The organism is Caballeronia sp. LZ035, assembly GCF_031451175.1.
Taxonomy (GTDB): Bacteria; Pseudomonadota; Gammaproteobacteria; order Burkholderiales; family Burkholderiaceae; genus Caballeronia.
The window spans coordinates 428,076-454,587 of record NZ_JARUXS010000004.1; the positions used below are offsets into that span (position 1 = coordinate 428,076).

General features: G+C 64.6%; 26 protein-coding genes and 1 pseudogene. 8 read left to right on the plus strand and 19 right to left on the minus strand.

The window, feature by feature from the left end; genetic code table 11:
* Positions 1-97: 97 nt before the first annotated feature.
* Entirely contained in the window at positions 98-571 is a 474-nt protein-coding gene (locus QCE88_RS32290) for a hypothetical protein (protein WP_309909353.1), read from the minus strand.
* A 430-nt stretch (positions 572-1,001) separates the two neighbouring features.
* Between QCE88_RS32290 and QCE88_RS32295 the strand changes: the two genes are divergently transcribed.
* Positions 1,002-1,328: a hypothetical protein gene (locus QCE88_RS32295; protein ID WP_309837377.1), complete on the plus strand. Its 327-nt coding sequence runs from the start codon at positions 1,002-1,004 to the stop codon at positions 1,326-1,328.
* Positions 1,329-1,432: 104 nt separating this feature from the next.
* Positions 1,433-1,840, plus strand: a complete 408-nt coding sequence (locus QCE88_RS32300) for a hypothetical protein (protein WP_309909355.1) — start codon at positions 1,433-1,435, stop codon at positions 1,838-1,840.
* A 139-nt stretch (positions 1,841-1,979) separates the two neighbouring features.
* On the opposite strand, the gene QCE88_RS32305 is transcribed toward QCE88_RS32300, so the two are convergent.
* The 3 genes from QCE88_RS32305 to QCE88_RS32315 all read right to left on the minus strand — a co-directional run bounded on the left by QCE88_RS32305 (position 1,980) and on the right by QCE88_RS32315 (position 4,751).
* Positions 1,980-2,543, minus strand: a complete 564-nt coding sequence (locus QCE88_RS32305) for a transglycosylase SLT domain-containing protein (protein WP_309909357.1) — start codon at positions 2,541-2,543, stop codon at positions 1,980-1,982.
* A gap of 104 nt (positions 2,544-2,647) precedes the next feature.
* Positions 2,648-4,060 carry a DHA2 family efflux MFS transporter permease subunit gene (locus QCE88_RS32310; protein ID WP_409018293.1) on the minus strand — a complete coding sequence of 471 codons (1,413 nt, stop codon included), beginning with the start codon at positions 4,058-4,060 and terminating at the stop codon, positions 2,648-2,650.
* 136 nt (positions 4,061-4,196) lie between these two features.
* Positions 4,197-4,751 (minus strand): phosphonate degradation HD-domain oxygenase, encoded by a 555-nt coding sequence (locus QCE88_RS32315; RefSeq protein ID WP_309909359.1) that lies wholly within the window; start codon positions 4,749-4,751, stop codon positions 4,197-4,199.
* 93 nt (positions 4,752-4,844) lie between these two features.
* On the opposite strand from QCE88_RS32315, the gene QCE88_RS32320 reads away from it, so the two are divergent.
* Together QCE88_RS32320 and QCE88_RS32325 are read left to right on the plus strand one after the other, a co-directional pair.
* The gene (locus QCE88_RS32320) at positions 4,845-5,153 is read left to right on the plus strand and encodes a hypothetical protein (protein ID WP_309909360.1); all 309 of its coding nucleotides are present in this window, start codon (positions 4,845-4,847) and stop codon (positions 5,151-5,153) included.
* 76 nt (positions 5,154-5,229) lie between these two features.
* Positions 5,230-5,814: a J domain-containing protein gene (locus tag QCE88_RS32325; protein ID WP_309909362.1), complete on the plus strand. Its 585-nt coding sequence runs from the start codon at positions 5,230-5,232 to the stop codon at positions 5,812-5,814.
* Between the two features lie 10 nt (positions 5,815-5,824).
* Here QCE88_RS32325 and QCE88_RS32330 read toward each other — a convergent pair whose 3' ends face one another.
* The 4 genes from QCE88_RS32330 to QCE88_RS32345 form a co-directional block, all read right to left on the minus strand.
* Complete coding sequence (locus tag QCE88_RS32330) at positions 5,825-6,073, minus strand: hypothetical protein (RefSeq protein ID WP_309909363.1); 249 nt, start codon at positions 6,071-6,073, stop codon at positions 5,825-5,827.
* Positions 6,074-6,417: 344 nt separating this feature from the next.
* Positions 6,418-6,813 carry a VOC family protein gene (locus QCE88_RS32335; RefSeq protein WP_309909364.1) on the minus strand — a complete coding sequence of 132 codons (396 nt, stop codon included), beginning with the start codon at positions 6,811-6,813 and terminating at the stop codon, positions 6,418-6,420.
* Between the two features lie 10 nt (positions 6,814-6,823).
* Entirely contained in the window at positions 6,824-7,147 is a 324-nt protein-coding gene (locus tag QCE88_RS32340; RefSeq protein ID WP_309909366.1) for a hypothetical protein, read from the minus strand.
* An 88-nt stretch (positions 7,148-7,235) separates the two neighbouring features.
* Positions 7,236-8,804 carry a hypothetical protein gene (locus tag QCE88_RS32345; RefSeq protein ID WP_309909368.1) on the minus strand — a complete coding sequence of 523 codons (1,569 nt, stop codon included), beginning with the start codon at positions 8,802-8,804 and terminating at the stop codon, positions 7,236-7,238.
* A gap of 358 nt (positions 8,805-9,162) precedes the next feature.
* Here QCE88_RS32345 and QCE88_RS32350 point away from each other — a divergent pair, with 358 nt between their 5' ends.
* The 3 genes from QCE88_RS32350 (at position 9,163) to QCE88_RS32360 (ending at position 13,179) form a co-directional block, all read left to right on the plus strand.
* Entirely contained in the window at positions 9,163-11,358 is a 2,196-nt protein-coding gene (locus tag QCE88_RS32350; protein ID WP_309910980.1) for a SulP family inorganic anion transporter, read from the plus strand.
* Between the two features lie 73 nt (positions 11,359-11,431).
* Positions 11,432-11,959, plus strand: coding sequence for a DUF3280 domain-containing protein (locus tag QCE88_RS32355; protein WP_309909370.1), 528 nt, complete (start codon positions 11,432-11,434; stop codon positions 11,957-11,959).
* 155 nt (positions 11,960-12,114) lie between these two features.
* Positions 12,115-13,179, plus strand: a complete 1,065-nt coding sequence (locus QCE88_RS32360) for a beta-propeller fold lactonase family protein (RefSeq protein ID WP_309909371.1) — start codon at positions 12,115-12,117, stop codon at positions 13,177-13,179.
* A gap of 62 nt (positions 13,180-13,241) precedes the next feature.
* Here the strand turns inward: QCE88_RS32360 and QCE88_RS32365 are convergent.
* Positions 13,242-15,584: pseudogene (locus tag QCE88_RS32365) on the minus strand (TonB-dependent receptor).
* Positions 15,585-15,765: 181 nt separating this feature from the next.
* On the opposite strand from QCE88_RS32365, the gene QCE88_RS32370 reads away from it, so the two are divergent.
* Positions 15,766-16,821, plus strand: a complete 1,056-nt coding sequence (locus QCE88_RS32370) for a histidine kinase (protein ID WP_309909372.1) — start codon at positions 15,766-15,768, stop codon at positions 16,819-16,821.
* On the opposite strand, the gene QCE88_RS32375 is transcribed toward QCE88_RS32370, so the two are convergent.
* From QCE88_RS32375 to QCE88_RS32420, 10 genes are read right to left on the minus strand one after another with little or no spacing between them, the layout of a single operon-like run.
* The gene (locus QCE88_RS32375; protein WP_309909375.1) at positions 16,731-17,450 is read right to left on the minus strand and encodes a response regulator transcription factor; all 720 of its coding nucleotides are present in this window, start codon (positions 17,448-17,450) and stop codon (positions 16,731-16,733) included. The two genes, QCE88_RS32370 and QCE88_RS32375, sit on opposite strands and share 91 nt — an antisense overlap.
* A complete protein-coding gene (gene pqqE / locus QCE88_RS32380; RefSeq protein WP_309909376.1) occupies positions 17,447-18,643 on the minus strand; it encodes a pyrroloquinoline quinone biosynthesis protein PqqE in 1,197 nt (398 codons plus the stop codon). The genes QCE88_RS32375 and pqqE overlap by 4 nt, the downstream gene beginning before the upstream one ends.
* Before the next feature lie 4 nt (positions 18,644-18,647).
* Positions 18,648-18,953, minus strand: coding sequence for a pyrroloquinoline quinone biosynthesis peptide chaperone PqqD (pqqD, locus tag QCE88_RS32385; protein WP_309909378.1), 306 nt, complete (start codon positions 18,951-18,953; stop codon positions 18,648-18,650).
* Positions 18,950-19,684 carry a pyrroloquinoline-quinone synthase PqqC gene (pqqC, locus tag QCE88_RS32390; protein WP_409018294.1) on the minus strand — a complete coding sequence of 245 codons (735 nt, stop codon included), beginning with the start codon at positions 19,682-19,684 and terminating at the stop codon, positions 18,950-18,952. The genes pqqD and pqqC overlap by 4 nt, the downstream gene beginning before the upstream one ends.
* A gap of 34 nt (positions 19,685-19,718) precedes the next feature.
* Positions 19,719-20,639: a pyrroloquinoline quinone biosynthesis protein PqqB gene (pqqB, locus tag QCE88_RS32395; RefSeq protein ID WP_309909381.1), complete on the minus strand. Its 921-nt coding sequence runs from the start codon at positions 20,637-20,639 to the stop codon at positions 19,719-19,721.
* Positions 20,636-21,205 (minus strand): cytochrome b, encoded by a 570-nt coding sequence (locus QCE88_RS32400; RefSeq protein ID WP_309909383.1) that lies wholly within the window; start codon positions 21,203-21,205, stop codon positions 20,636-20,638. Before QCE88_RS32400 ends, pqqB begins: the two co-directional genes overlap by 4 nt.
* A gap of 30 nt (positions 21,206-21,235) precedes the next feature.
* Complete coding sequence (locus QCE88_RS32405; RefSeq protein WP_309909384.1) at positions 21,236-22,102, minus strand: formylmethanofuran dehydrogenase subunit C; 867 nt, start codon at positions 22,100-22,102, stop codon at positions 21,236-21,238.
* The gene (gene fhcD, locus QCE88_RS32410) at positions 22,099-23,040 is read right to left on the minus strand and encodes a formylmethanofuran--tetrahydromethanopterin N-formyltransferase (protein WP_309909386.1); all 942 of its coding nucleotides are present in this window, start codon (positions 23,038-23,040) and stop codon (positions 22,099-22,101) included. The genes QCE88_RS32405 and fhcD overlap by 4 nt, the downstream gene beginning before the upstream one ends.
* Positions 23,041-23,043: 3 nt before the next feature.
* Positions 23,044-24,744 carry a formylmethanofuran dehydrogenase subunit A gene (locus tag QCE88_RS32415; RefSeq protein ID WP_309909388.1) on the minus strand — a complete coding sequence of 567 codons (1,701 nt, stop codon included), beginning with the start codon at positions 24,742-24,744 and terminating at the stop codon, positions 23,044-23,046.
* Positions 24,741-25,991, minus strand: a complete 1,251-nt coding sequence (locus tag QCE88_RS32420) for a formylmethanofuran dehydrogenase (RefSeq protein WP_309910982.1) — start codon at positions 25,989-25,991, stop codon at positions 24,741-24,743. Before QCE88_RS32420 ends, QCE88_RS32415 begins: the two co-directional genes overlap by 4 nt.
* Positions 25,992-26,512: the final 521 nt, after the last annotated feature.

The following is a 26,512-nucleotide window of genomic DNA, read 5'->3' on the forward strand; positions in this document are numbered from 1 at the left end:
AAAAAAAGCGAGCCCGCAGGCTCGCTTGAATCGAACGCACCGGATTCTTTCTTACGCAGCACTCCGGTGCGCGATGCCGTGATGACGCGGACCTCCCTTACTTCTTTGCCGCGTCGATCTTTGCATCGGCGGCCGCCTTGTTTGCGTCGCTTTGCGCCTCGACTTTTTGCTTGTCGGCCTTGGCTTGTGCTACGTCGGCATCCTTGGCCGCGTCCTGTTTCTTCTTGTCTGCCTTGGACTGTGCGGAATGCTTCTTCTGGTTCGCCTTGGCTTGCGCCTTGGCGGCGTCGCCGCGCGCACCGGAAGCCTGCTCCGGCGTGGTCGCCTGCGCTACCTTCGCGGCTTCCTTGTTGGCATCGGCCTGTGCCGATGCCTTATCTTCATTCGCGGATGCCTGAGCCTTCGCGGCATCGTGCTGCGCGTCCGCCTTCTTCTGATTGGCCGTAGTCTGAGCTTCGGCCTTTTCGTGGTTTGCCTTCAGTTGTGCCTTGCCAGCATCGGTAGTGGCCGTCTGAGCGAAAACGGTAGTCACGAGCATGGCGGATGCGAGAGCAGCGACGAGCTTCTTCATGGTTTGACACTCCCTGTTCTTTTCTGGTTGACGCGTGGCGCAGTACGCCGCGCTGACGGACATAACGCCAGGTCGCCCGGCGCAGTTGACGTGTTTCTCGTGACAAACGGTAACCAGTGGATAGCAAGTGAAACGGCGCAGGTAAGCATGATTCGCTCATCGGGGCCTCTGCGTTTTGCTTTACCGGTACTAAGGGCACAACTGTTATCCATGAGGCAAATTCAATTCCATTTGTAACTCCGCGACGTTAGTTTGGGATCCCTAGCAGATGAATCAGCCAAGCAATTTTCCAAACGAATTTGCTAGAGAAATGCTTGCCGGCCAACTTGTAATTTTTGAAATGCGCGGTTACCAACTGCATCAGTTATTTCTTAGACAACTGCTTAAGATGACTTCCATCAACCCGGCTAAACGGGAACTGGAGAAGCTCATGAAACGCGCAGCACTTGTGTTCCTGATGATCGGCAGTCTGACGATGGCAGGCCAGGCCTCGGCACATGGACGCGGCGGCTATGGTGGTCATCACGGCGGTGGCGGAAATGGCGGCGCGATCGTCGGCGCATTGATCGGTGGCGCGGTGCTGGGTGCGCTGGTGTCGTCCGTGGCGAATGCACAGCCGGCGTATGCGCAGCCGGTGTATCAACAACCGGTCTATCAGCAACCCGCTTATGCGCAACCCGTGTACGCGCAACCGGCGCCGCCGCCGGGCTACTGCTACGACAACTATCGCGGCGCTTATGTGCCGTGCGGTTATTAAGATGGATCACCGGAGATGCGCGGCACGTCGCTTGCGCTAATGCGAATACGGCTGCAGCGGCAAGAACATCGCCGCAGCCGACATGCGAACTCTGGAGATCGGAAATGAACGCGACTACGAAAAAGCTGGTGATATCGGCGTTGGTGCTGGGCCTGTCGGGCGGTGTCTATGCCCAGGCGGGAGGCGGAGGTGGAGCAGGTGCAGGCGGCGGTGCGGGTGGCGGGGGCGCCGCAGCGGGCGGCTCGGCGGGCGCGGGCGGCAATGGCTCCTCAGGCGCGGGCTCGGGCGCTGCCGGCAAGGGTGGCGGCGTGGGCATGGGCGGGACCGGCATGGGTGGCTCGTCCGACGGCACGACCGGCACAGGCACAGGCGCCAAGAGCGGCATGGGCAACGACGCGACCAACGGCATGGGCACGGATAAGGGCACCGTGCAGCGCAGCGCCCCGAATAACGGCAACATGAATTCGGGCGGCATGAAGTCTAACGGCAGCGGCACGCAGAAGGGCTATTGATGAACCGATGAACACGCCCCGATGGGTGCGATCGCCGCGACGTCGACAGGACGTGCTTGCGGCATCCGCCTGGCGGCGTTGCTTGACACGATTGAAACGAAGATTGATGGAAGCGTGAGGCGCCCGAGCAGGCGCTTTTTTATTTTCCGGCAGCGGATGCCGGTTCCGCCGATGCCGCCGGCTCGAACGTCCTGGCGCGCAGGCTGACCTTTTCAGCATAGGCGCGCGATCCGCCGTAGCTCTTCAGCGCGGCATCGAGATCGCCCTGTGCGGAGGTCATGTAGCCGTGCAGAATCGCTGAACCTGCCTCGATGTTGTCTTCCGGATCGGTCAGGTCAATATTGCGCACCAGCGACTTGTGGGCCGATGGCACTACTTGCATGAGTCCGGTCGCGTGGTTCGGTCCGCGGGCGGTTTCCTTGAAGCGCGATTCGATGGAAATGATCGCGAGCAACAAGGCGGGCGGGAGCGAATATTTGGACGCCGACGTCATCACCGCCGAAGCGATGGTCTGCGCCTTCTCGCGCGCCACGCCAAACTTCTGAATCAGATATTCCGAAATCTTGTGACTCGCCTGCTCTGCCTTCGGGTCCTGCTGCACGGCGGGATCGCCGGCCGCCGGCACGGTCTGCTGCGCGAACGCGGCGGACGCGGAGCTCAGCGCGATGGCAAGGACAGCGGAGAGGACAAGGTTTCGACGCATCGGATGGGGGAATCAAAGCGGAGCCGCATTATAGCCACATAAAAAATCCTTGTGGATCATGGACTTGTATTTAATCTGAAGTTTGTTTCAGATATCGGAACGATTTACGTCGGCCCCGCGCGCTTGGCGGCCGGGGCCGAAATGCCTTCGCCAGCGTCGGAAGAGAGCCGCAGGAACATTGGCAGGGACGCGAGCACCACCAGCGCGATGACGACAAAACCGCACGCCAACTGCCAGCGTTCGGTCTGGACACTGCCGGAAGCCAGCATGGTCGCCTGGATCGTGCCGGACGCCACCGTGACGCCGAGCGCCTTCATCAATTGCTGCGCGGTGCCCTGGAACGACGTGGCGGCGGCGAGGCGCGGCTTGGGCACGTCGGCGAAGGCGAGTGCGCCCATCGTCGCGAAACTGAGCGAGCGGCCGAGGCCGCCGACCAGAAGAAGCAGGAAGATCGCGGCGGCGGGCCAGGCTTGCGACATCGTCGAGCAGGCGAGCAGGACGGCCGCGAAGCACACGCTGCCCGCGCACAGCACCGTGCGCACCGAGAAGTGCCGCAGCGCGAGCGCGGTCATCGGGCGCATGCAGAACGAGCCGAGGGCGCTCGCGAAGGTCACGAGGCCGCTGGCCGTCGCGCTGTAGCCAAAGCCGGTCTGCAAGGTCAGCGGAACGAGAAACGGCAGCGCGCCGGCGCCCGCGCGGAACAGGCTGCCGGCGACCGTCGCGGCGTGGAAGGTGGGAATGGACAGCAGCGAGAAGTCGATGGCCGGATTTTCCGCCCGGCGGCAATGCAGCACCGTCGCGCGGAACAGCAGCAGGCCGACCGCCATGCAGACCCAGGGCACGCCGTCCGGCAAGACGCCGCGCCCGGCGCTCTCGATGCCGATCATGAACAGACTCAGCGATGCCCCCGACAACAGCATGCCGCGCAGGTCGGGCGGCGTGCGGCTTTCGGGCGGCGATGGCGGCAGCAGCTTCCACGTCAGCACCATGCCGGCGATGCCCACCGGCACGTTCACCCAGAAGATGCTGCGCCAGCTGAGGGCATCGGTCAGGAAGCCGCCGAGCGGCGGCCCGAGCAACGGGCCGACGAGCGCGGGCATCGTGAGCCAGGTGGTGGCCTGGAGCAGTTCCTCTCGCTTGACGCCGCGAAACAGGATCAGCCGACCGACCGGCACCATCATCGCGCCGCCGAGGCCCTGGACGACGCGGGCGGCCAGCAGTTGCGGCAGGTTCAGCGCGGCCGCGCAGGCCACCGACGCCAGCGTGAACGTCGCGATCGCCCACATGAACACACGGCGCGCGCCGAAGCGGTCGGCGACCCAGCCGCTGGCGGGAATGAAGACTGTCAGCGCGACGAGATAGGCGGTGATGGCGCTGCTGAGATGAACGGGATCGACGTGCAGGTCGCGGGCCATGGTCGGCAGGGCCGTCGCGACGATGGTGCCGTCCATGTTCTGCATGAACAGCGCGCTGGCGACCACGGCGGCGGTCAAGCGGAAGTTGCGCTCGGTCACGATGCCGCGTCCGGATGCATGCCGAAGGCTTGCTGCAAGCTTTGCTGCCTGACGTCCGTATGACGCGCTAAGGAAAAGGGTCGCATGCCGCACAGTCTAGCGTGATAAGCGCACGGCCGTTTCCGACCGCCGCGCGCCCTTAATCCGCGATACGCGCCACGCCGGCCACCATCGTCATGAAGTGCGGCAAGCCGGGCGTGATGCGCGCGGCATCCTTCGCTTCGTCGTCCCAGCGACGCAGCGCGAGCGCATCCTGCGCGTAGGGACGGGCGAGGAAGGCATGCGCGGCGTCGTCGTCGAAGACGCCGCCCTGCAATTGCAGGCTGCGTACCGAATCGGCGGAGAGCCGCGCATGATAGGACGCATCGATGGCGCACAGACAGCGCTTCGCATCGACGTGCAGCCGGATCGGTTCGAGCACGGCGTCCGAAAACAGCGGCCGCAGAAAGGGCAGTGCGTAATACTGGTGCAGATCGTCGATGCCGCGTTCCGTCGGCGTCTCGCCTTGCTGATTCAGCAGATGGCCCAAGTCATGCAGCAACGCGGCCACGATCAGTTCGGGGCTCGCGCCGGCCTGTTCGGCGAGCGTCGCGCTTTGCAGGGCGTGCTGCAATTGCGTGACAGGCTCGCCGCTATAAGCCATGGAACCGTGCGTGTCGAAGAGATGCTGGATGTCGTCGAGCGTAAGGGCCATGGTTGAGCTGAGCGATGTTGCGTCAAACCCGACATCATCGCGCCGCTTCATGACACGACGATGGCGCGCTGCAATGCGACAAGGAGCCGCCCAATGCCTCTCTCTTTTCGCCGCCGTCCCGAACTCGCCGGCCTCGATCTGCGTTCGCGGCGCGAGGTGCGCCGCATTGCGTGGCACTTCGCGCAACGGCACTGGACGCTGCACGCGCCCGCCTTCGTGTGGATGCTCTTCGTTCTGCTGCACGTGCGCTATCACTTCGTGCCGGAGCGCCCCGACTATCTGGCGATCACGCTCGTGCTTTTCATCGTGGCGGTGGCGAACATCCGCTTGCATATCGCGCGCTATCTGAAGGCCGCGCGTGCTGTTTTCGACCGTATCGGCAGCGCGTTTCCTGTGAGATGAAGCGACGTGCTGCGCTGCCGCATCGAGGGCGAGCCCGTGTTAGGATGCTCGGCGACCCGTACTCACCGAACGCACTATGGCCACGCTATACGAAACGCTCGGCGTGAACGAGCACGCCACTGACGAAGAAATCAAACGCGCGTATCGCAAGGCTGCGATGCGCTGCCATCCGGATCGCAACGTGGGCAACGAAGCCCAGGCCCACGCGCAGTTCCACGAGATCAAGGAAGCCTACGCAATCCTGTCCGATCGCAGCCAGCGCGAGGTGTACGACCGTACGTTCGCGGAAGAGATGCGTCGTTGGGAAGAGCGTGTGCGCCAGGAAGAAGCGGAGCGCGCGGCACGCGAAGCCAAGGAACGCGAGGCGCGGGAAGCGCTGTATGCGGAGCGCGTGTCGCTGGCGATGCGCTTTGCATCGCTTGGACATAATCGCGATGTCGTGTTCGGCGTCTTGCTTGGCGCCGAGTGCGATGAACCTTCAGCGCGGCAGATTGCTGACAGTGCGATTGCCTTGCACGAGTCGCGTCAGCAGAGCAAGGCGAAAGTCGTCGAAGAAGAGGGAGAAGCCGAGAAGAACGAAGAGAAAGAGACAAGCGCCGCTGGCCCGGTGAATCCGCTCGGCGCGATGTGGTTTCAGTTCCTGAACAACCTGCGGCTTTGAACGTTACCGCTTATGCCGCCAGCATCTCGCCGCGCATGTTGCGCTGCCGGGGCGCGGCGGGATACACACACCAGTGCCCGTCGTCGTGACGGAAAAAGAACAGCGCTCGCGACGCCTGTCCTTGCGATGCCTCTACACACACATAACGCCGGCCATCGGAACGGGTGCGGCTGAACTGCCTGACTCGCACCGGCATGCTTCCGGGCGCCAGCCATTTATCCACCTGGTAACGAAGGGACTGCTCGTTCGCGCATTTCATTTCAGTCTCCAGCATGCGGCCTTCATGATCCGGATTACGGCGAGACGCACACCGGTCTGAACCACTCGAAAACCCTTGCCGCAACGCATCACGTTCCTCACAAAGCGCTTTAACTCTACGCCCCTCGCCCTTGAGCGGAGCCGTTTTTGCAAAATAGCAACAGAGAGCCTCAAGCGCCTCGCCCCGTTCATGCATCAAGAATCCTTACTGCCGATGGACCTATGCTCATGCAACGCGATGCGCGGATATGTACGCGAACGGTCATATCAAATGGCCGATGCGTACGCTAACCGTCATTGAAGATGAAGCGAGCCGCATGCCCGAGCCCAACGCGCTGTGTGCTTTCAGAGTGGACGCGCGAAGCTCAGTTCATGACCGTCGGGGTCGGTGAGATGGAAGTAGCGTTCGTGCCAGGGCGCATCGCGCGGTTCGAACTGCGGTTCGATGCCGTTGGCCTTGGCCCTTCGATAGAACGCGTCCACGTCGGACACATGGATGATGACGCGGCCCCAGAAGTGGACGGGCGCGTGGGTTTCGCTGGTGAGATTCAGATACGAACTGCCGAGCGCGAACGAGCTGAACGTCGCGTCCCCGCCGCCGTATAGAAGGCGCAGGCCGAGCGCTTCATAGAAGCGCACGGCGCGCACCATGTCGCCGGTGGCGAGCGTGATCGCGCTCAGGCTTTCGACGCATGCTTCGTCGTCGTGATGCAGGGGTTCCGGCGCGTGCGAGTCAGTCATGCGTGATGAGTCATCCCGGGTGTGAATGGTGCGAGACGAGCGGCAGCACCGAAAGATCCGGATGCGTGCCATCGATGATGCTCTTGCCGATATGCCGCGCCTCATCGACGGCATCGGGCGCGCTCCGGTATGCGTCGTCGCCGTCGGCATGGAAATGGACCGCTTCTCCCGGCACTTCGGCATGCGCGCCGGGCCGGCACACATGGCCAATATAAACGAAGCGGTCCACCGCGCGAGGCGGCGCATGCTCGGGCGTCGGCTTCAACTGAGGCAGCACGTGGATCTCGAAACCCTCGTACTGGAACACCTGCCATTGAGCGGGATCGTCAGGCATGATCGCCTCCTTGGTGTGGTTCGCTCGTCGATCCACGTTACTCCTGTTGACGCGTCGAATCCATCGGGCATTTGCTTTCGCGAAAGCGTCAGGCACCCTGCGCGTTCTTCAGCGCGATGCGGATCGGTCCGCCGATGCTGTTGAACAGCAGGTCGCCATCGGGAAGATATTCGACCACGCCATACGCGCCATTGCCGAGGTTGCCCTGCCCGAGCGAGACGCGATGCACCGTCGCACCCGTATTCCAGTCCATGCCAGTGATTTCCCAGCCGCTTTGCGGATAGTAGCCGTTCACGAAAACCATGCTGGACCCCGTGCTGATGCTCGGCACCATGCTGACCGATACCACGTCGCCACGCGCCCAGACGGTGCGCCAGCGATGCGCCCGCGGATCCCACTCGAAGCGTTCGACGCCCGACGCCGGCGGATTGACGGGACCGAGCGCAAGCACGTCGACGAGCCTGTCCTTGTCCCGCTTCCGGGCGGCATTGTTCGCCACGAACGCGCCGTATCCGCTCACCGCCACGGATCGTCTGGACTGGATGACATCGGGAAGTTTCGCGAGCCCCGCCGTGACCGGAATCTGCCCGGCAATGCGCACGGACGGCGTGCCGGGGATCTGCTTCCACCCGGCGGGAATCGCGTCGCGCCAGAAGGCAACGAGGTTCATGCGGGGCGCGCCGTCGGTGATGACGACCAGCTTGTCCGCGTCCTGACCGTTGCCCATCAGGGTGAGCGTGGAGCCGGTTCCTTCACCGTGTTCGTAGGACGCCTTCCAGGCGCCGTCGGCTTCGTCTTCGGAAAGCTTCGTGCCGGTCCACACAAGCTTGTGCAGCGCGCGGCTGGAAGCGACATAGATGCCGCCGTGGGCGTCGATGCAGAACGAATTGCTCACGACCTCGTCCGGCGCGAAGCGCACGGTGTACGCCTGCCCTTCGAGCGAACGGTCCAGCACGCTGAGCGTGGTGGTCGACGCAACCACGAACTTGCCGTCGTACGTCATGCCCATGCCGACCAGTAATGACCGGCCGATGATCGGCGTCATGTCGATGGTCTTGAGCAGCCTGATGCCCGCTTCGGGATGCGTGTCGTCGAGCAGCCCGAACATGCTGATCTTGCCGTTCGTGCTGTTGAAGTAGACGTGGTTGTCGCGATCGACGAGCGAGTACGCGCCGTTGACCGCACGCGTCCAGTCGACGCCGTAGGCGTCGGACACCGCCTTGCGAATCTGTTCGACCGAAGTGAACGGCTGGTCGAGCACCCTGGCGTGCGTGGCGGCCGAGATGAGCCGGGTGTGCTGTGCAGGCATGCGCGCCACTTCGCGCAGGCGTCCGCCGGAGACGTCGATATAACTGACGCCTTCGCTCGATACGCCCCACATGTATCCCGGCGATGTCGATGCAAGCGTCATCACGTTCACCGGACCCGCCACGACGCGCGGGAACGCGCGCGGATCGACGCTGAAGAAGCCGCGCCTGACCGGCCAGGAAAACGCGTCGCTCTGGGCGGAGTCGAAATGCGTGATCGCGAGCCGGGGCGCCGCGAGATACGGATTGGCGGGCGCTTGCCCCGTGGACTGAGCGGCGGCAAACCCGGCGACGCACAGCAGCGACGCGGCCAGCGCGCGGCTGGACTTGCTGAATAGGGTTGACTTCATCGTTGGGGAGTGGAGGCGGCGCGCGGGCCGTGACTGAAGGTAGTGCGGTGCGAGACCTGCGTGACTGTCCGCTGGACGGTGGCGGAAAACAATCGGCCGGTTCCTATAAAACAGGTGCTCCCGTTAAAGAAGCTGAAGCAGACGCGATAGCCGCCAAATTGACAGTGCGCGCGTGCCTGATGGATACTTTTTTCGCTTCGGCTTTGCACGAATTTTCACAGTCGTTTGAAGCAGGCCGAGGCGCTTCTGCTGCAGGAAGCGACGCATCCGTTCCCCATTCGTCAGCCGTTTCGTTGCCCATCCTCGGGAGGGCGCCTTGAAGCCAGGCACGACCGAATCCACCGTACGCATGCGCGCAATGCCGCGCCTCACCGCCCTCGCCGGCGACGTGACGGCGGGCACCGTCTCCACGCTCGTCATGCTGTGCTACGCGATGAGTCTCGGCACGCTGATCTTCAGCGCCGACCTCGCGCGCTATGCCGAACTCGGCGTGCCCACCGCGCTGGTCAGCTGCATCGTCACGGCCTTCGTCATCGCGCTCACGAGTTCGATGCGCATGAACATCGGCGGGCCGGACAGCAATGCCACCGCGTTTCTCGTCGGCGTGGCGGCGGGCGTCGCGAGCAGTGTGCGCGCCAACGGCGGCTCACCCACGGTGATCCTGCTGACGGTGCTAGTTGCCATCGCGCTGTGTTCGCTCGTCACGGGCCTGATCCTCTTCGCCATCGGCTCGTCGAAGAAAAGCCGCTCCCTGCAATTCCTGCCCTATCCGGTAATGGGCGGCTTTCTCGCCGGCACCGGTTATCTGCTGATCGCGGGCGCGTTTCGCGTGCTGACCGGACTCACGCTCGACTGGCACACGCTGCCCATGCTCGCCCGCCTGTCCTGGCTCGCGTGGGTGCCGGCGCTGTTCGTCGGCGCGCTCGCCACGCTACTGGCGCGCCGTTGGCGCCATGCGGCCGCGATGCCCATTACGCTCGCCATCGGCATCGCGCTCTTCTACGGGCTGCTGCACCTCGCGGGCATCTCGCCCGAGGAGGCGCGCGGCATGGGCCTGCTGCTCCAGCACGTGCCGGTTCATGCGCTGCACATACCGGAGCTGCATCTGCCGTCGACGCTCGCGCGCGGCGAGATCGACTGGCATGCGATCGTCGCGCATCTGCCGGAGACGCTCATCGTCACGTCGGTATCGGCGATCACGATCATCATGAACTCCACCGCGATGGGCGCAGCGACCGGACAGGACATCGACCTCAACCGCGAGATGCGCGCCGCCGGACTCGCGAACATCGCAAGCGGGCTGTTCGGCGGCATGGTCGGCTATCAGTCGTACAACCGCTCCATGCTCAACGCGCGCGCCGGCGCGACGAGCCGCGTCGCCGGCGTGTTCGCGGCGCTCGCCTGCCTGTTCGTGCTGATCGCATCGCCCGATCTCGTCTCGCTGTTTCCGGTGCCGGTGCTGGTCGGCATGCAGTTGTACATGGGCCTGCGCCTGATGATGGACTGGCTCGTCGGCGCGTATCGCCGACTGACGTGGCACGAGTATCTGCTCGTGCCGCTGATCCTCGGCGTGATCGCGTTCTATGGCGTAATTGCGGGCGTCGTGGCGGGCGTGGTGGTTGCGTGCGTGACCTTCGCGCTGCTCTATGGCCGGGCCGGCTGCGTGCGCATGGAGTTCGACGGCCGCACGCGGACGTCGAACGTCGAACGCAGCATCGAGGAAACGCGGCTGCTGATGGACCGCGGCGACGAAATCTGCGGTGTCTGCCTGCAAGGCTTTCTCTTTTTCGGCTCGGCAAATTCGATGTTGCAGCGCATCCGCGAGCGCATTCGTGGACATACGCCGCGACCGGTCCGCTATGTCGTGCTCGACTTCGCCTGGACCAACGGCATGGATGCATCGGTGTCGCTGGCGTTCGTGAAGCTGCGCCAGGCGTGTGTTTCGATCGGCGCGGACCTCGTGCTCACGGCGTTGCCGGACGGCTCGCGCGCGCTGCTGGCGCGCACGGGGGCGCTGGCGCTCGGCATCCGCGAATTCGGCTCGCTCGATGCAGGGCTCGAATGGATCGAGGCGCAACAGCTCGCCGCCTCGACGCAGCGCGTGGCGGCCTGCGCGGCATCGTCCGACTTCCGCACGCTGCTCGCGCCGCACTTCACCGAGCGCGCGCTGGCGCAACTGGCCGCCCGGCTGGACCTGCGCGAGATCGGCGCGGGCGAGGCGCTGTTCCGGCGCGGCGACGCGGGCGATGCGCTCTATATCGTCGAGGCGGGACGCGTGACGGTGTCGCTGCCGTTGGCAGGCGGACGTTCGGTGCGGCTGCGCTCGTTCGGGCCGGGCACCATCATCGGCGAGATGGCGGTGTACACGCATGCGCCGCGCAGCGCGGACGTGGTCGCCGACGAGCCCGCCCGCTTGAGGCGCATGACGCTCGCGGCGCTGCGCGCGCTGGAGCAGGACGATGCGCTGACGGCACAGGAGTGGCATCGCTTCGTCGTGAAGATGATGGCGTTGCGGCTGGCGGTGGCGGACGAGGCGCTGCGGGCGGCGTCCTGAGTGCGCCGCGGACTTGATCGGCGAGGAGATGACCGGTATGTTGAACGCGGCCGCTCAACTCGAGACTCCGACCATGATCCGCAGATTCCGCGCGCCGCTGGTGTTGCTCCTGGCGCTTTCCGCTACGGGGCTGCATGCGCAGACGGCGCGGCAGACCATCGCGATTCCCGATTGCACGCTGATCGACGACAACGCCGCCTATAACGATGCCGCCACCAACCGCGATCAGGCCGCGCGCCTCGCGATGGTCAGCGGCGCATTGCGCGACGACCTGAATCAGCGCGGCCTGTTTCAAGTCGCCGACAACGCCGGCGCGCGCGACCTGATTGCGTCGCTGCAAGGCGCGCAGGACATGAGCGCCTGCAACGGCTGCGAGCTGCGCGTGGCGAAGCAGCTCGGCGCCACGCGCGCGGGCGTGTGTTGGGTGCAGAAGATCAGCAATCTGATCCTCAACATCAACCTGCGCGTCGAAGACGCCGCCAGCGGCAAGACGGTGTTCCAGCGCTCGGTGGACATGCGCGGCAACACGGACCTCTCATGGCAACGCGCGGCCAAGGCGCTCGCCGATCTCGTCGCCGCCGATCCTGCGGCCACACGCTGACGCCGCACACGACGCACTAAAACCGCCGGGCGTGCGGAATTCGGGAGTTTCTCCCGGCCTCGAGCGTTGCCAGTGCCGCGTCGATTGGGCTAAGTTGGCCTGAGCAGGCCGCCCACACATCGTGCCGGCCAGAATCGCAACCGCTGGAGACAAACATGCAAGTCAGAATCAGGGCGGCGCGCCTTGCCTGCGCGTCGGTCATCGCGCCGTCGCTGGCCCTCGTGGCCGGCCTCGCGCAGGCCGCCGCGCCGACCGCCTACGTGACGACCGAAAACGCCGGCGTCGGCGTCATCGATCTGGACAAGCTGTCGCTCGACAAGACCTGGGACGTGGGCAAGGACGGCCCGCGCGGCCTGTCGCTGAACAAGGACGGCACGCGTCTCTACGTGGCCAACAAGGCGACCAGCGATCTCTCGGAAATCGATACCTCGACGGGCAAGGTCGTGCGCCGCGTGAAGATCGGCAAGAATCCGGAGTTCGTGCGCGTGTTCGGCGGCTATGCCTATGTGACCTACGAGCCCGGCGAAAGCGGCGGTCCGCCGAAGCCCGGCGAGCCGGAAAAAGACGACGATGATCCGAACTCGCCGCCGGCCGAGATCGCTATCGTCGATCTGAAGAGCATGAAGGTCACGCACTCGGTGAAGAGCGGTCACGAGACCGAAGGCGTCGAGTTTTCGCCGGACGGCAAGCTGATCCTCGTCACCAACGAAGGCGACGATACGGTGTCGGTGTATCGCGTGGGCACGGGCAAGCCGGTGCGCACCGTCAAGCTTCCGAAAGGCTCGCGCCCGCGCGGCATCAAGGCGACGCCAAACGGCAAGGGTTATGTCGTCACGCTGGAGAACGCGAACAAGTTCGTCGTGCTCGACGGCGGCAGCCTGAAGGTCATGAAGACCGTCGACACGAAGACGGGCCCGTACGGCGTGTCGTTCGATCCGTCGGGCAAGCGCCTGCTCGTTGCCGCGTCGCGCGACAAGACGCTGCAGGTGTTCGACGGCGCCACTTACGAGCACGTACAGGACGTGCCGGTCGGCCAGCGCTGCTGGCACTTCAGCTTCACGCCGGACGGCTCGAAGCTGCTGCTCGCGTGCGGACGCTCGAACGCCGTCTATGTGCTCGACGGCGCGGACTACAAGGAGATCAAGCAGATTGGCGACTTGCCGCTGGCGTGGGGCATCGTCACGTATCCGCCGAGTGCGGGATCGATCGTCGGGCGCTGACCGCTGAACTCGCAAAGCAAAACGGCCGCCTCCAGGGCGGCCGTTTTGCTTCCAGCATCAAGTCACTTCCACGCGTAGCGCATCCCCACCCAGACGCCGCGCGGCGCACCCACCCCGAGGAACTGTTCGTTCACCGTGTCGCCGCCATTGAAGGTGTGATTCGGCCCGTTGAAGAAGTTCTCGCCGAGAATCGCGAAGTTCGCATAACGCTTGTTGAGCAGGTTCTTCACGGTCGCATACACCTGCAACTGCTTGGTGATGTTGTAGGTGGTATCGAGATCGATCAGGAAATAGCCCGCCACGCTGCCGTTCGTATCCTGGTTGTTCTCGTCGCCGCGCGCGAAGATGTTGCTGCGGTACGCGACATTCGTGCCGATGTTCCAGCGCGCGAACGGATTGTAGTCAACGCGCATCTTCACCGTGTTGGCGGGAATGCCCGGAATGCGGTCGCCGGAATGCACGGTGATGTTGCCGTTCTCGTCGGCGCTTGAATTGGACGCGCTGCTTTCTGTCCAGGTCGAACGATAGGTCGCGTTCACGTAGCTGTAGCTCGCCGCCACGCCGACCGGTCCCCATTGCGTGCGGCCCGCGAGTTCGAAGCCCTGGCGGCGCGTCTTTCCCACGTTCTGGAAGTAGCCGAGGGTGCTGGCCGCGCCCTCGCTGCTGACGAACTGGATGTCGTCGGACAGCGTCGTGCGGTAGGCCGCCGCGCTCCAGGTCGTGTGATTGCCGAGCCGGCCGCGCGCGCCGATCTCGAAGGTGCGCGAGATGACGGGCTTGAGATCCGGGTCGGCGATGAAGTCGTTCGGCAGCGAGCAGGGCGCGGCCGGGTCCGCGCACGCGAGTTCGATGGCCGTCGGCGAGCGCATGCCTTCGTTGTAGGTGGCATAGGCGGTGAAGGCCGGCGTCGGATTCCAGTTGAAGCCCACGGCCGGGTTGAAGCGCGAGAACGTGTGCCGGCCGTCGAGCAGCGGCTGCACGCCGCTTTCATCGCCGATGGTCGCCTTGGACCAGTTATAGCGGCCCGCGAGCGTCATCGACCATTGTTCGGTGAACGAGAAGGTGTTCTCGAAGTAGATGCCCCAGTTCTCGTTGCGCGTCTTGGCGTCGGTGGTCGGCACGAAGGGCCCGGTGCCGATGGTCGCGCGGTTGTCGGTGAACTCGGCGGCCTGCTCGGCCTGCGAGAAGTGCGAATTGGCGAAGTCGCCCGCCGCGCCAAGAATCAGCTGATTGTCATGGCCGAACAGCTTGTTCAGCAACGTGAGTTGCAGGCTCGCGCCGTAGCTGTCCGTGACGATCACGGACTGGTCGTTGAAGGCCTGGGTGAGTTAGTAGGCATCGTCTCCGTCCGTGTCGAAGTCGTCGTTGACGTTCGAACTCACGATCTTGTTGCGAGAGTGCCGGTAATACACATTGCCGCTGATCTGGATATTCGGCGTGATGTAGTGTTCGGCGTTGATCGTGATATAGCCGACCTGGTTCTCGTTCGTATCCGGGAACGTATAGGCCTGGCGGAAGTTGTCCATGAACGAGCGCGGGATGGTCTGCGAGCCGTTCAGCGTGTTGTCGGCGCCGCCCATCGAGACCGAGATGGTCGTGTCCGCATCCGTGTAGCGGATCTTGCCGAAGGCCTGGCGCAGCTTGCTCGAATTGTGATCGGCCCAGCCGTTGTCGTTCGTGATGTTGGCGGTGAAGTAGTAGTCGAGATGATCGCCGATCACGCCGCCCTGCTCGATCTGCGCATACTTGCGCCCGAACGAACCGAAGCCGACATCAAGATTGCCGCCCGGATTGCTGCGGCCGTTCTTGGTCTGCACCGCAATGGCGCCGCCCAGCGTGTTCAGGCCGAAAGTCGGGTTCGAGCCGGGAATGATCTGCATCGTCTGGATGGCGGCCTGCGGAATCAGGTCCCAGTTGACGACATCGCCGAAGGGTTCGTTGATGCGCACGCCGTCAAGAAAGACGGACAGTCCCTGCGGCGTACCGAGCAGCGGCGAAGCGGTGAAGCCGCGATAGTTGATGTCGGACTGCGAGGGATTGCCCTGCGCGTCGTTGATATCGATGCTCACGACGTTCTTCTGCAAATAGTCCGTGGTGGTTTGCGAATGCTGTGCTTCGATGTCCGCGCCCCGGATGGTCTGCACGTTCGCGGGCACTTTTTCGAGCGGCGTGCCGACGCCGACGAGCGGTGTCGTGCCGACCACCACGACATTGGGCAACTGTACGGTCGGCGGCGCGCTGGCGGCCGCGACCGGCGCTTCGGCGGTGTCCGGTGCGGGCGGCGTCTGCGCCCATGCGGCCACCGTGATGCTGGCGAATGCGCTGCCGAACACGAGCCGCAATCCTGCTCGGGGTTTGAACGGATGCGCGGGCGCGCGCCTGCGCGGCATGCTCTTCATCGTCATCTCCACTTGTCGTTATTCGATCCACGCGAAACCACACGAAAGGAAGCTTCCCTTAATGAAAGCGTCGCATAAGAACACGCGCGTGGACCGGGAGCTTTTCCCGATCGCGCAGGGAAGGGTTCCCAATCGCGTCGCGCATGACACAAGCGACACCGCCGCCGTGCGTAGAATGGATTCCGTGATGCCGACCGAATCCCTTCCTTCTTCGCAAACACGCGACGCAGACGATCAGCGCGCGCTGCCATCGTCGCGCTCTTCCGTGCGTCGCGATCTCGCGCTGGTGCTCGCACTGACCTGCATGGCCGGCGCGCTGTTCGCCCACTTCGACTTCAGCGAATATGCCTACCGCCTGACGCGCGGCGCCGAGCGCTTCCAGCTCGACGAGCTGCCGCTGACGCTCGTCGTGCTGGCCATCGGTTGCGCGTGGTTCGCGTGGCGGCGCTATCGCGAGGCGCAGTCGGAAGTGCGGCTGCGGCGCGCGCTGGAGGAGGAGGCCGAACATCTGCTCGCCGAAAACCGTCGGCTGGCCAATCAGGCGCTCGCCGCGCAGGAAACCGAGCGTCGTCACCTCGCGCGTGAACTGCACGACGAGCTGGGCCAGTACCTCAATGCCATGTCGCTCGATGCAGGGCGTATCCGCGATTTATCGGCGGGACGCGAAGTGGAGATCCATCGGCTGGCGCAGTCGCTGATGCAGAACGCGACGCATGTGTACCGCGAGATCGGCGGGATGATCCGCAAGCTGCGGCCGAGCGGACTGGATGAATTCGGCCTGCCCACGGCGCTCGAACATTGCGTCGATGGCTGGCGCGAGCGTCTGCCGGAGGCGCGCTTCACGCTGGCCGTCGACGGCGACTTCGACAACCTGAGCGATGCGCTCAACATCACGCTGTACCGGCTGGTGCAAGAAGGCTTGACGAACGTGTCGAAGTTCGCGCGCGGCGCGCGGGTGGAGATCTATCTGGCGCGCGCGCCGGAAGAGATTGTCGTGACGATGGCCGACGACGGCCCCGGCGTCGATCTCGCGAAGCCGCGCAAGGGGCTGGGCCTGATTGGCATGCGCGAGCGCGTCGAGGCGCTCGGCGGTGCATTTCAGATCGCGAGCGAGCCCGGCTCAGGCTTTCTGTTCTGCGCGCGCGTGCCGTCTCAGGCGGGTCTGCCGTTGCCCGTGACCGGTGAGAACGAAGCAAGCGAAGCCAGCGACGCTTCCGCCGACGTAGCGAAATCGGCGAAGTGAAGCCCCAGCCGGTTGGCGATCTGCGCGAGCTGCACGCCGTTGTCCACGCCGAACTTCTGCCGGATCACTGATTGATGATTCGCCACCGTCTTCTGGCTCAGCCCGAGCTTCTCCGCGATGCTCGTCAGCGTATAGCCCTGCACGAGCAGACGCAGCACCTCGAACTCGCGCGCCGATAACTGGCGTCCCGGCGGCCCGTCCTGGATCGTGGCGCGCAAGGCCAGCGCCTGCGAGATATCCGGGCTCAGATAGCACACGCGCCGCGCCACCGAACGCACGGCTTCCACGAGCACGTCGGGCGCGCTTGCCTTGGTCACGTAGCCGCGCGCGCCGGCATCGAGTGCGCGGCGCACGAAGATCGCTTCCTCATGCACGCTGAAGATCAGCACATGCGCGTGCGGCTCGCGCGCCAGCATGCGGCGCATCGCCTCGATGCCGCTCGCGCCGGGCAGCGCGAGATCCATCACGACGACATCTGGCTGCAATGCACAGAACTTCTGGTAAGCCTCGGCGGCGTTCGCGGCCTCGCCCGCGACGTTCACATCGGGGCTGAGTTCGAGCAGACGCTTGTAACCTTCACGGACGACGGCATGGTCGTCCACGAGCAGCACGGAGATATCGGCAGTCATGGCGTGTCTTCTCCTTCTTCTGAACCATTTGCGCGGGCTTGCGCCGCGATGCGCCGGGAATTCGCATCGTTGCGGAAGACGATGGGTTGCTCCTGCGGTTCCTGCCTGACGGATGCTGCGCGCACCACTTCGATGACGCGCTCGTGATGCGGAGACTTGTCGCAGACCGGGTCTGCGTTGGCGGGGTCTTGCGTGAGCAGGTAGGCCTGACAGCGGCACCCGCCCATGTCGATGGACTTCTCGTCGCAACTGCGGCACGGCTCCTTCATCCAGCCGAAGCCGCGAAAGCGGTTGAAGGCGTCGCTTTCGTACCAGATGTCCTTGAGCGGTGTCTCGGTCACGTTCGGGAATGTGAGGCCCGGCAGCGAGCGCGCCGTGTGGCACGGCAGCGCCGCGCCGTCCGGCGCGATGCCGAGGAACACCGAACCCCAGCCGTTCATGCAGCGCTTCGGGCGGCGCTCGTAGTAGTCCGGCACGACGAAGAAGATCTTGCAGCGGTCGCCGATCTCCTGCCGATAGCGTTCCACCACGGCTTCGGCTTCGTCGAGCTGTTCCTTGGTCGGCATGAGTTGCGCGCGGTTCGTGTGCGCCCAGCCGTAGTACTGCGTGTTCGCGAGTTCGAGATATTCGGCGCCCATCGCGAGCGCCATGTCGATGATGCGTCCGATGTGCGGCAGGTTATAGCGATGCAGCACGCAGTTGAGCACCATCGGGAAGCCATGCGCCTTGATGAGGGTGGCGACGCGCTTCTTGTAGTCGAAGGTCTTGGTACTGGAGAGGAAGTCGTTGAGTTCCTGCGACGAGTCCTGGAACGACAGCTGGATGTGATCGAGCCCGGCCTCCTGCAACGCGCCGATGCGCTTCTCCGTCAGCCCGATGCCCGACGTGATGAGGTTCGTATAGAACCCTAGCTTGCGCGCTTCGGCGACGAGCGTTTCGAGGTCATCGCGCAACAGCGGCTCGCCGCCCGAGAAGCCGAGTTGCGCCGCGCCCAGCGCGCGCGCCTGGCGCAGCACGTCGAGCCATTGGCCGGTGTCGAGTTCGCGCGTGTGGTCGGCGTAGTTCACCGGGTTGTAGCAAAACACGCAGTGCAGCGGACAGCGATAGGTGAGCTCGGCGAGCAGCCACAAGGGCGGCGCGATGGGCGTGCCTTCGTGTTCGGGCCGGGTGATGGGTTCGGACAGGTCGGTCATGATGCTACTCCAGCCAGCCTCGTGCACGCGCGCCGGCGATGAACGCGCGCACGTCGTCGCCGAGGTTGCTTGCGTTGAACGCTGCCTCCAGGTCTGCGACAAGCGCCGGAATGTCGCGCGTGCCGTCGCAACGCAGAAGAATCTGCGCGGCGCTCTGATTGAGCTTCACCATGCCCTCGGGATAGAGCAGCACGTGCGCGTCCTGCGCCGGTTCCCACTGCAAGCGGAACAGGCGTTTTAGTTGCGGATGCAACGAATCGTCCGGCGCTTCGACGGCTTCCTGCTTGCGTTGCGTTGGGCTGTCGCTCATTGCGGAAAGGCCTTTTCGATGGAATCGAGCATGGTCCAGAGGATGTCGAGCTTGAACTGCAGGATGTCGAGCGCGCGCTGCTGTTCGCGGCGCGTCGTGAAATGCGCGAGCGTCACTTCGAGCCCGTGCTCGACATCGCGCTGCGCAAGCGACACGCGCGAACGGAAGTACGCAAGTCCGTCGGGCTCGATCCACGTGTAATGTGCGGGCCAGGTGGCGAGGCGGTCCTTGTGGATCTGCGGCGCGAACATCTCGGTCAGCGACGAGCACACGGATTCCTGCCAGGGTGCGCGCCGCGCGAAGTTCACATACGCGTCCACGGCGAAGCGCACGCCCGGCGTCACGAGTGTGAGCGACCATAAATCGTCGCGCGAGAGGCCGACTGCATCGCCGAGCCGCGCCCACGCCTCGATGCCGCCGGGCTGGTCTTCATAGCCGTCGTGATCGAGAATGCGCAGCACCCAGCGACGCCGCGTGTCGCGGTCGGGACAGTTCGACATCACTGCCGCATCTTTCAGCGGAATGTTGATCTGATAGTAGAAACGGTTCGCGACCCAGCCGCGTATCTGTTCCTTCGAACAGCCGCCGCCGTTCATCTTCACGTTGAACGGATGATGGATGTGATACGCCGTGCCCTTCGCGCGGAGTTGCGCCTCGAACTCCTCGCGGGTCCACGCGGGTCCGTCCTCGATCACTTTCGTGAAGAGCGGGCCGGTGGTCGGGTTCAGCATCGGATCGAACATCAGGCGGTCTCCAGTGCGAATGTCATAGCTCGAAGCTCATGCCGTCGTGCGCGACTTCGATGCCGTGCTCCGACAGGATGCGTCGTTCAGGCCCGTCCTTGATGAGAAGCGGGTTCGTGTTGTTGATGTGGATCAGCACTTTGCGCACGCCGGGGCGATCAATCGAATCGAGCACCTCGATCATGCCGCCCGCGTCGCTCTGCGACAGATGGCCCATGTCGCGGCCAGTCTTCTTCGTGAGGCCGAGCCGGATCATTTCGTCATCGGTCCAGACGGTGCCGTCCACGAGCAACAAGTCCGCCGTGCGCATGGCATCGAGTATGTGCGGCTCGAGCGCGCCCAGTCCCGGTGCATAGAAGGCGCGCTTGCCGGTCACGTTGTTCGTGAACATGAGGCCGATGTTGTCGCCAGTTTCAGGCGCGTCGCGATGCGGCGAATAAGGCGGCGCCTTGCTCGAGAGCGGCAACGCGTCGATGCTCACGCGCGGCAGTTCGGGTACCGCGAACGCAGCGCCGTCGAGCGCGATGCGCCGGTGCTCGACGCCGCAATAGTGCGAGAGGATCGAGGTGAGCGGAAAGCCGGTCGAGAGGTCCTGCCAGACGGCGTCGGTGGTGTAGAGCGGCAATGGCGTACCGCGTTCGCGCAGCATCAGCAGGCCGGTGACGTGATCGATCTGCGCGTCCATCGTGATGACCGCCGCGATGCCGGTATCGCGCACGCGTCGCGCCGGTTGCAGTTCCGGATTCGCGGCGATCTGCGCCAGGATGTCCGGAGACGCGTTGACGAGCAGCCAGTCTTCGCCGTTATCCGTCACGGCAATCGAGGACTGAGTGCGCGCGCGGGCCGCGATCGTGCCGCGCCGCACGCCGTCGCAATTGCGGCAATTGCAGTTCCATTGCGGGAAGCCGCCGCCCGCCGATGAGCCGAGGACACGAATCTTCACGGCCACATCCTCCGCAGGAGACCGTCGCGGTCAATCAACTGATGTTTCATCGCGCCGAGGAAATGCAGGATGACCAGCGCGGCCATGATCCACGCGAGATAGCCATGAATGCCGAAGAAGATCTCGCGCATGTGTTTGTCGTCGGAACCCCATTGTGGCAGCGCGATGCCCCACAACTTCGTGCCGAACTTGTTGAAGGACGAGCCGAGATAACCGGTGAGCGGCATCGCCACCATGCCAACGTATAAAAGAGCCTGCGTAATGCTCGCGGCGGCGCGTTGCCACGTTCGCATCGGCGGCAGAGGCGGCCGGCCATAGGCCAGGCGTACCAGGATGCGGATCAGCACCAGCAGGAAAACCGTGATTCCGAGCGACTTGTGGAAGTTGACGAGGTCCGACTTGAACGGCAGCCCGCGCGGCAGGCCCACCATATAGAAGCCGATGCAGAGCATGGCGATGATCGCAATGGCGATCAGCCAGTGCAGCGCGATGATCGGGCGTGCGTAACGCTCGCTGGCCGCGCCGTAGCGGCCGTTGCGCGTTGCGGAGGTCCGCGCGGTGCTCATGAAGTCTCTCCCGTGAAAGTGGATTTCGTTCTACAGGATACAAGTTTCATTTTTTCCCGCTGGCCAAGAATTGGCGATCAGCAATTCCCCCCGGCCATCCACGGCAAGGTCGCCCGCGTAGCGTCGCGGCAACACATGGCCGGAGTATGTCGAAAAGGATGCCTTTGCGGGATCCGCTTCGCGCGCGAGCATTCGGACGAAAAGTCGCCAGAAGACGTCGAAACCGTGGCCGCCTTCGGTAAAGGTAGGTGGAATGGTTGCGGGCGCGTGCGCGAGCAAGATCGTGCCGCGCCGCATGCCGTAGCCCGGATGCGCGCCGACCTTCCCGCCGATGCATACCGTCCCCGCAATCAGGCGCGAAGCCGCGAAGTCGCCGGCATCGCCGCTGACGAGCACGGTGCCGCGCCGCATGCGGTCCGCGAGCCGCGCGCCTGCGTTGCCGAGGATCACGAGCGTGCCGCCCGCCATGCCTTCCATGTCGCCGGGCAGTGCAGCGGCGGCGCAATCGCCGGTATTGCCCTCTATGGTGATGCGTCCGCCCTGCATCTCGCACGCTGCAAAGAGCCCCGCGTCGCCGGCTACGCGCAAGGTCCCGCCCGACATCTTCAGGCCCGCGTAATCGCCTGCATGGCCGTGTACCGTCAGCGCGCCTTCGGTCATGTTTGCGCCGAGACGGTCCAGCCAAGGCACGTCGCCTTCTATCAGCAGAGAAGGCAGGTCGGCATGCTCGTGGCGGATGTCGAACAGGTCGCCCAGCGCGCAGCGTTCGCCCGCGCCCTGCAACACGATGCGGGGCAAGTCAGCGGGCGCGGTGGCGGCGAGCGTCTCGGGCAGTAAATTCGACGCGTCCACGCGAAAGCCCGGCGCAGTTTTGACACGCAAAGTAATGGCGCTCATGTCCCGCTCCCGTCGATATCGCGCGCCAGCTCATGCAGCTTGAAGTGATACGGCCCGAGCTTGCCGCCGTAGTTGCCGGCGGACACGCGCAGCACGCCGCCCGCGCGGCCGATGCGCGTCGCGGCCGCGATGCCCGCGGTCATGGCGGCGCCGACGTCGGCGTCGGTGAGGCCGTCGATCACGATCTCCAGCACGCAGCCGATATCGGGCGTCAGTTCGCTCTTGTGCGAGAGGCCGACGAGCGTCGGACAAAAGGCGTCGTTGGTGGACGCCGTGGCGCCCGCATATTTCGATCCGATCTTCGAGCCCGAGCGCACGACGCCGCCGGGGAACGGCGTGATGATGTTCGGCAGCGCGTGCATGGCGGTGACAGCGGCTTCCGCGGCATGCAGTGCGCTGTCCATGTCGCGGGCGAGAAACAGCAGATTGCCGCCGCCGACCGCTTTCACGGTCGCGGTGAATTCCTCGCAGACGAATTCGCCGTCCATCACCGGCACACGCCAGTAACGCGTGCCGTCGAGCACCTTGGAGATCTGCCAGCCGTCGCCGAAGAAGCGCAGCGCGGCGCCGAGCGGTGCGTTGTCGGAGAGCGGCGCGCGGCTCGTCGCGGGATCGATGCCGCCATATACCGCTGTGGTCGGACACGTCAGCACGCATTGCCCGACCCGCCGTGCAATCTGCTTCGCCAGTTCCTTCGACGAAATCGCGAAGATCAGCACGGCAACGCCAGGCCGGCCGTCGGGGGTGTCGTCGCCTGACAGATCACGCTCGATGCCCGCTTCGCAGCCGCAGTCGATCACGGAGGTCGCAAAGCCGGTCAGCGAGTTCGCCGCGTGGCGCGCCCACACGGGTGTATGCGCGGTGATGACGAGGCGCGTGGCCTTCATCGGGAAGGCTTCGGCGAAGGTGTCGTCGATCTGCGTGTCGTTGATCTGCATGCGCTAGCCTCCGCCCGCCGAAAGGCACGCGACCGGCAGCAACCGGCCGCCGTTGCAGCAGGCGCAGATTTCGTCATCGCCGATGGCGATGTTTTCGAAGCGCGTGGCGAGATGCGCCTCTGCATAGTCGCGCACACGCTTTTCGATCGAGCGGTCGTAGTCCGGGCTGACGTAATGAATGCCGCCGGTGGGTGTTGCGAGCAGCGTGCCGTCGCGCGCGATCAGCTCGCCGTCCTTGAACACGTAGGCGGGCGAGGTGAACATGCGCTCGCGGTCGGCGTCGTCGCGGTACACGGCGATGTCCGCCGCCGCGCCGGCGCCGAGATGCCCGCGATCCGTCAGCCCGAGCAGCTTCGCCGGGCCTGCGCGCGTGATGATCGCGATGTCGTACAGCGAAAACTCACGCGTGATCTCGGCGAGTGCGCTGGCCGTTTTGGCATCGGCGTGCAGTGTATCGAGCTGGGCATCGCGGAAGGACTTGTCCATCAGCAGCCGAATCAGGTGCGGATAGCTCGTGAACGGACCGCCGTTCGGGTGATCGGTGGTCATCGAGACGCGCCAGGGATCGTCCACGAGCAGAAAGATTTCGAGCCCGATGATCCATTGCAGCGCGTTCACGAAGCTTTGCTCGCGATACTTGAACGGCACGATGCCGCAGCCCGCGTCGCATTCGATATCGCCGAGGATCCATTTGCGCGGACGGGCCATCGGCGTGTTCCTGAACTGCATCATCGTGTCGCCGGACGCGGTGACGGTCTGGCCGAAGATGACCTGACCCACGTCGATGGTCACGTTGGGACGCGCATTGACCGCTTCGGCAATGGCCCGCGCGCCCGACGAGAACTTGCGCGGCCCTTCGGCGCCGTAGCTGTGGAACTGGATATGGGTCAGGTGAATGGGCAGGCCTTCGGCGGCGTCCATCGTCCTGATGGTCGATTCCACGTTGCCGGGCACACCGAGATTGCTCGTGTGGACATGCAGCGGATGCGGCACGCGCAGCTCGGTCAGCGCGTGCGTGAGGGTGCGCAGCACGTCGCGCGGCGTGATGCCGTAGTGGACGTGCTTCTCGTCGACATCGAGTGAGCGCTGATTGAACTTGAACGCCGAGATGCCGCCTGGATTGACGACTTTCACGCCGAGCGCCTTGCTCGAATGCATTGTCCAGCCGACGTAATCGCGCAGATGACCGAAGTCTTCCTGAGCGGCGAGCATCTGGAGGAACAGTTCGTCGTTGCCCATCATCACGTAGGCGCCGTGATCGATGATGGGGGTGTCGCCCATTTCCAGATGCGCGTGGCGCGCGTTGGACGCGATCATGGCCGGCTCGAAGGCGGCGGTGTAGCCCATTTCCGCATAGCGATAGCCGGTCGCGAGCGTGCCGGGCGTGCAGGTGCCGCACGAGGGCAGCCGCAGATAGCGGCCTTCGTTGGGACGCTCGGGGACGGCGCGCGGGTCGTCGCGATGATCTTCGGGTAGCAGCAGACGCGAGAGATTGGTCTTGCCGCCGCAGATATGCGAATGCAGGTCGATGCCGCCGGCCATCACGACCATGCCGCGCGCGTCGAAGTCGCGTTCCGGGGCGATGCTTTCTCCGTTTGCATCACCGACGATGCGACCGTCGCGGATCAGGATATCGCGTGCTTCGCCGTCGATGCCGTTGACGGGATCGTATAGCGTGCCGCCGCGGAGTCGCGTGAGGCTCATGAGTGTTTCCTCGCCTGCGTGAGGTGTGCGGCGATGGTGGCCACGCTGGGCAGGCTGCTATCGCGCGCGGCGGTGAGGCGGGCGACGACGGAGGTATCGATGCGGAACAGATGTCCGCCGCTGTCGATGCCGGGCGTTGCGACGGGGATGAACACGGTCGAGCCCTTGCGTGGCGGCAGTTGGGTTGCGGGATGACCGAGCACGATGACGGGGAGGTTGTCGTCGAGGGCGGCGGGGAGGGGTTCGGGTGTGAAGCTGGAGACCCAGAGCAGCGTGTCGACTTCACCGCGGCTGAGCAGTGTGTGTGTTCGATAGCGATATGGATCGTGATCGAGCGGCATGCCGTAGGCGACGCGAGTGCGCAGCGGGAAGCCCGAGAGCCAGGTGATGGCTTGATTGACGGAGAGGGCGCCGTCGTCGCCGGAGAGGGCGAGTGCGCCGGCGCGGGTGGTGCGATTGAAGGCCTTGACGATGCGTTGTAGCGCTTCGATGGCGAGCGCGGCGTGGGGTGCGGGCAGCACGGCGGGTTCGAAGATGAATGCCGTGTAGTGCGCGGCGTGAATGCGTTGGGTCAGCGCGGCGAGTTCGGCGTGCGGGATGGGCCGACTGGATTCGAGGTGGGCGGACCAGAGTGCGAGGAGGTCGAAGGGATCGTGATGCGGGAGGATCGCTTCGGTATGCGGGGTGAGGGCTGATTGATCGACATTGCATCCGACGAATACGATGGGGACGTCGCGATTGGCTTCGGCGATGCGTTCGTAGAAGCGTGGATAGTGCAGCGACGGCTCGCAGGCGAACACGACGATCAGATCGGCGCGCGAGCGAATTTCGGAGAGCGTGGTGAAGAAGGCGCCGCGATCCTGGAGTGCACGGTTGGTGTCGGCGAGGGTATCGCCGTGGAGGTGATCGAGGATGGCGCCGGAGTGGGCGGCGAGGTTATAGATCGCGCGGGTGCCGGCAATGTCGGTTGCGAGTCCGCTGAATAGCGGACGATTTGCGTTCGAGAGGATCTCGGTGGCTTGTTGAAGCGCTGCTTCGGGATCGGCGGGTTGACCGTTGATTTCTGCGGGGCGGGTTGTGTGCTGCGGATTGATATGGGCGAGAGATTGGGTCAGTCGCCGGCAACGGGCGGTGAGGGTGGCCAGCGTGAAGTCGTCGCATAGCAATGAGCAGAACGGACACGTCCAGGGGAGGTCTTCGCCGATGGCCTCGGCGGGTCGGCTTTCAGGTTCTGGTGTTTGAGGCATGGTCGAGCCTTCGAGCAAGCTTTATGCCGGTTTGGCGGCTTGTTCCTGCTCTTGTGCTTCTATGGACTTCCCGCTTTCACGTCGGTCTATTAGCACTGCCCCTCCCCGGGGCGGGGGTAACTTTCTTTGCCGCTGCAAAGAAAGTCACCAAAGAAAGCAGCTTTCTTACCGCCCAAGGTTCACCAACGGCACGACACAGAACCATGTTTTTGGCCCGGCAGTAGCGAGTGCCCTCATAGGCCACACCGGGCTTGGATCGCGGACCCACTGTGACATCGCACCATTGAACTGACTGGTACAGCCCCTCAAAGCTCCGGCGCTGCGCTACGCGCCGCCGTCCGGTCATTCGGGTCGGCTGGTGCTTCGTTGCTAACGCATCCGTCTCACCGCCCCGGCCCGGCCCGCCCCGCCCCCCTCGTTGGTTTCCCTTGCATACCCTTCGGCAGCGCGTAGCGCTGGGCCGGCGCTTTCAATGGCTGCACCAGTTTGTTAAACGGCAGTTTGGCCCAGTGGGTCCGCGA

Bases quoted from the DNA above. Each gene is read 5' to 3' on its own strand.
- QCE88_RS32290 (WP_309909353.1), bottom strand. From the start codon at position 571: ATGAAGAAGCTCGTCGCTGCTCTCGCATCCGCCATGCTCGTGACTACC.
- QCE88_RS32295 (WP_309837377.1), top strand. From the start codon at position 1,002: ATGAAACGCGCAGCACTTGTGTTCCTGATGATCGGCAGTCTGACGATG.
- QCE88_RS32300 (WP_309909355.1), top strand. From the start codon at position 1,433: ATGAACGCGACTACGAAAAAGCTGGTGATATCGGCGTTGGTGCTGGGC.
- QCE88_RS32305 (WP_309909357.1), bottom strand. From the start codon at position 2,543: ATGCGTCGAAACCTTGTCCTCTCCGCTGTCCTTGCCATCGCGCTGAGC.
- QCE88_RS32315 (WP_309909359.1), bottom strand. From the start codon at position 4,751: ATGGCCCTTACGCTCGACGACATCCAGCATCTCTTCGACACGCACGGT.
- QCE88_RS32320 (WP_309909360.1), top strand. From the start codon at position 4,845: ATGCCTCTCTCTTTTCGCCGCCGTCCCGAACTCGCCGGCCTCGATCTG.
- QCE88_RS32325 (WP_309909362.1), top strand. From the start codon at position 5,230: ATGGCCACGCTATACGAAACGCTCGGCGTGAACGAGCACGCCACTGAC.
- QCE88_RS32330 (WP_309909363.1), bottom strand. From the start codon at position 6,073: ATGAAATGCGCGAACGAGCAGTCCCTTCGTTACCAGGTGGATAAATGG.
- QCE88_RS32335 (WP_309909364.1), bottom strand. From the start codon at position 6,813: ATGACTGACTCGCACGCGCCGGAACCCCTGCATCACGACGACGAAGCA.
- QCE88_RS32340 (WP_309909366.1), bottom strand. From the start codon at position 7,147: ATGCCTGACGATCCCGCTCAATGGCAGGTGTTCCAGTACGAGGGTTTC.
- QCE88_RS32345 (WP_309909368.1), bottom strand. From the start codon at position 8,804: ATGAAGTCAACCCTATTCAGCAAGTCCAGCCGCGCGCTGGCCGCGTCG.
- QCE88_RS32350 (WP_309910980.1), top strand. From the start codon at position 9,163: ATGCCGCGCCTCACCGCCCTCGCCGGCGACGTGACGGCGGGCACCGTC.
- QCE88_RS32355 (WP_309909370.1), top strand. From the start codon at position 11,432: ATGATCCGCAGATTCCGCGCGCCGCTGGTGTTGCTCCTGGCGCTTTCC.
- QCE88_RS32360 (WP_309909371.1), top strand. From the start codon at position 12,115: ATGCAAGTCAGAATCAGGGCGGCGCGCCTTGCCTGCGCGTCGGTCATC.
- QCE88_RS32370 (WP_309909372.1), top strand. From the start codon at position 15,766: ATGCCGACCGAATCCCTTCCTTCTTCGCAAACACGCGACGCAGACGAT.
- QCE88_RS32375 (WP_309909375.1), bottom strand. From the start codon at position 17,450: ATGACTGCCGATATCTCCGTGCTGCTCGTGGACGACCATGCCGTCGTC.
- pqqE (WP_309909376.1), bottom strand. From the start codon at position 18,643: ATGACCGACCTGTCCGAACCCATCACCCGGCCCGAACACGAAGGCACG.
- pqqD (WP_309909378.1), bottom strand. From the start codon at position 18,953: ATGAGCGACAGCCCAACGCAACGCAAGCAGGAAGCCGTCGAAGCGCCG.
- pqqC (WP_409018294.1), bottom strand. From the start codon at position 19,684: ATGCTGAACCCGACCACCGGCCCGCTCTTCACGAAAGTGATCGAGGAC.
- QCE88_RS32400 (WP_309909383.1), bottom strand. From the start codon at position 21,205: ATGAGCACCGCGCGGACCTCCGCAACGCGCAACGGCCGCTACGGCGCG.
- QCE88_RS32405 (WP_309909384.1), bottom strand. From the start codon at position 22,102: ATGAGCGCCATTACTTTGCGTGTCAAAACTGCGCCGGGCTTTCGCGTG.
- fhcD (WP_309909386.1), bottom strand. From the start codon at position 23,040: ATGCAGATCAACGACACGCAGATCGACGACACCTTCGCCGAAGCCTTC.
- QCE88_RS32415 (WP_309909388.1), bottom strand. From the start codon at position 24,744: ATGAGCCTCACGCGACTCCGCGGCGGCACGCTATACGATCCCGTCAAC.
- QCE88_RS32420 (WP_309910982.1), bottom strand. From the start codon at position 25,991: ATGCCTCAAACACCAGAACCTGAAAGCCGACCCGCCGAGGCCATCGGC.